The organism is Bacteroidota bacterium (assembly GCA_016213405.1).
Taxonomy (GTDB): Bacteria; Bacteroidota; Bacteroidia; order Palsa-948; family Palsa-948; genus Palsa-948.
The window spans coordinates 1-3,199 of record JACRAM010000044.1; the positions used below are offsets into that span (position 1 = coordinate 1).

General features: G+C 40.4%; 3 protein-coding genes. All 3 read left to right on the top strand.

The genetic code is table 11. The features are described from left to right. On the top strand, window positions 1-1,134 hold a 1,134-nt coding region (locus HY841_04540), incomplete at its 5' end, for a recombinase family protein (GenBank protein MBI4930009.1). A 74-nt stretch (window positions 1,135-1,208) separates the two neighbouring features. After that, complete coding sequence (locus HY841_04545; GenBank protein ID MBI4930010.1) at window positions 1,209-1,415, top strand: helix-turn-helix transcriptional regulator; 207 nt, start codon at window positions 1,209-1,211, stop codon at window positions 1,413-1,415. A 2-nt stretch (window positions 1,416-1,417) separates the two neighbouring features. Continuing rightward, on the top strand, window positions 1,418-3,199 hold a 1,782-nt coding region (locus HY841_04550; protein ID MBI4930011.1), incomplete at its 3' end, for a hypothetical protein.

Below are 3,199 nucleotides of genomic sequence, written 5' to 3' on the forward strand. Positions count from 1 at the left end.
AAAATCATTTACTTGCTGGACACAGGAAAGATCAAAGATTTGAAATTCCCGACATTTTGGTTTGACTCAACTCCGCAAGGAAAATTCATGATGAACATTGCCTTTGGCCAAAGCAAGTATTACATCGACAATTTAAGCGAAAACATCAAACGAGGTCATCGGGCAAAACTGCGAAAAGGCATTTGGCCAAACTTCGCCCCGCTTGGCTATTTAAACAATCACAAAACGAGAGGCATTGATATTGATAGTGAAAAATCACCGCTAGTGCGCAAAGCATTTGAACTTTACTCGACTGGCGAATACACCCTAAAAGCCCTTGCCAAAGTTTTGGATCAAGCGGGGCTAAGAAGTTATAAAGGCAATGTTCTTTCGGTTTCCTGTGCCCAGCGTATGCTTCAAAATCAGATTTACTATGGTGTTTTTTCTTTCAACGGTGAAATCTATGACGGAACGCATGAGCCAATTATTTCCAAGAAACTTTTTGATTCTGTTCAACAAGTAATGAGCAACCGAGGAAAAAAGAAACGCAAACGAAAACACGAATTTGCTTTTTCAGGTTTGATGAAGTGCGGTTTTTGCGGTTGCCTCATCACCGCCGAAAAACAAAAAGGACATCACTATTATCGTTGCACAAAGAAAAAGCAACCTTGTAATGAAAAATATTTACGGGAAGAAAATCTTGTTGAACAGATGAAATGGATTATTAAAAAAGTTTCTTTGCCTGACAAGTGGGCAAACAACATGCTTGCCGAGATAGATAAAGAAAAAGAGCAGGCCAAAGAAGAAACGAAAGTTTTTGTTCAAAATCTACAAACTAAAAAAGCAGAGGTTGAAGCCAAAGCCGAAAACCTGCTTGATTTGTTTATCGGTGGTAAAGGCATTGAACCCGAAGAATACCAAGCCAAAAAATCAAAACTGCTTAACGAGAAGCAGGACATTTTAGGGAAGATAAGAGATTTTGAACAAAAAGGAAATAATTGGCTCGAACCGATGAAAGAAATGATTTTAGCCAGTAGCCAAGCCAAAATTCTTTTGTCGCAAAGCGACAATCAAGAAATCCGAGCATTTCTAAAAAATATCGGCTCGAACTTCATTTTGGGCCAAAAGCGGGCTTTTCGATTTTTTGTTGATTAAATTCATTTTATTTGGTAGTATAACAATAGAGGTAATAATCTCATTTACTATTATACTACCAAAACTTTATTTATATGACAAGTGGAAAAATTATCAGCGGAAACATCAAGAAATTACGCGCCAAACTTGGCTTGACGCAAGATGATTTAGCCAAGAAAGCGGATATTAAATATACAACGCTTATGAAGGTTGAAAGTGGCGCGGTTAATAAGCCAAGCGTTCAAACTATGGCAAAAATTGCTAAAGTGTTGGGCGTTTCAATTGAGGAGTTGATAAAATAGTTATGAACAAAATAATCATTCCAATCATTGTAATTTTAATTATTGCCGCCGGCATCGGCGCCTTTTTTATTTTGCAAAAACCCGCTTTTCCTGAACCCGAAATATCACGCTACAATGTTTTCATGATGCATTTTGAGCCTCGCTCTGCGGACGATGAATTCTTCCAGCGTTTCAAAGAAAGGGTCTATTTTGCCAAGGAACATAATCAAAAATTCAGCCTGGGATTTACACCCCAGTGGACGGAAATGATTCTTAATGATCCTGAAAAACTGAATTTTGTCCAAGGGTTATTTGATGAGGGTTGGGACATGGCTCCCCAGCATCATGGCCCTCATCATGGATGGGACTGGGACGGCTACTGTAATTATGGTGCTGAAAGATGCATGAAACTGCGGGAAAAGTATTATAGGGGTCATCCCAGCCCTGTTATGAAATGGTGGTATGCGGAAAAAGAACAGTACAACGGGGACATGAATGATTATATGAAGCTGATGAACAGGTTGTATCCATTCAAGGTGATGGAAATGGGCCCCGACAAATTTTTTGATTGGCCGCCAGAAATTCAGTTTTCAACAACGGGCAAGGCAGATTTTTTCCTTCCTTCGGGTTTTCCTGTGTTTGATGAACCAGTGGGGTTTCCGGATGTCACAGCTATCCCTGGATTGACCCATTTTGAAAAGAGTACGGATTATTATAACAGAAAGCTGGTTTATGAATGTTCAATGAGAGCCATAATAACTAGAGACGCCCTGGAAGAAGCGAAAAAAGATTATGAAACCCTTCAGAAAATAGGCAAAGAAAACGAATTTATGGCTACAGTGATTCACATTGAAGATGACGAGGCCATATTTAAAGATTGGATAAAATATTTATACGGCAAGGATCCGCGGGGGGTTTACAGTAAAACAATCACTGAAATGGCTAATCAATTTTCTATTTCTCAAAATGGTGAACCTAAATCAACAAATTTGAAATATCAAGATTCGCCGTTTGGAATGCATAGCGCCTATTCAAGGCCGTATATCACGGATGATATGAAGCCGGAAGAAATATATAAATTAATCGCAGAGGTAAAAGAGCCGTATAAACACGGTCAGAACATGGGCATCAGGTGGGTTCGACCAAACTCGGATATTTATTGGAGCGTGGTACAGCCCACTTTAGAGCAAAAGAAAAACGGAATATTTGACTGGACGGTTTATGATATGTTTCACGGCCGGGCTCCTTCGGGTGTTAATATATTGGGGACTATTGACGCTAGGCCGTGGGGACCGTCGGGCTCCAATGATCCTACTTTCAAGCCATACACATGGGATTTTGCAGACGAAGAGATGGAAAGATATTACATTAAGTTTGTTCAGGAAACAGTTGAGAGATACGATGGCGATGGCATAAAGGATATGCCAGGCCTGAAAAACCCCATCAAATACTGGCAGGTAAGCAATGAGCCAGCGCCTCGGCCGCTTGTGGCGGATCCACAGGGCTTCAGCCACCTTGTGGAAATTACTTACAAGGCTATCAAGGAGAAGAATCCAGAGGCAAAGATTGCGCTGGGGGGAATGGCTGGAGGTCATGGTTTTGCTTCAAAAGACCCTCTTACATTCCGCGAAGTCCATGAATTTTATCTTCCGATTCTAAAGAATCTTAGCGGCAAATATATTGATATCTTTGATATTCACTATTACGGTGTTGAATGGAAAGGAATGAAGGATGCCTATGATTATTTCCGACGCGCGCTTGACGAGACTGGTTACCAAAATACCGAGATTTGGTTTACTGAAACC

Bases quoted from the DNA above. Each gene is read 5' to 3' on its own strand.
- HY841_04545 (MBI4930010.1), top strand. From the start codon at position 1,209: ATGACAAGTGGAAAAATTATCAGCGGAAACATCAAGAAATTACGCGCC.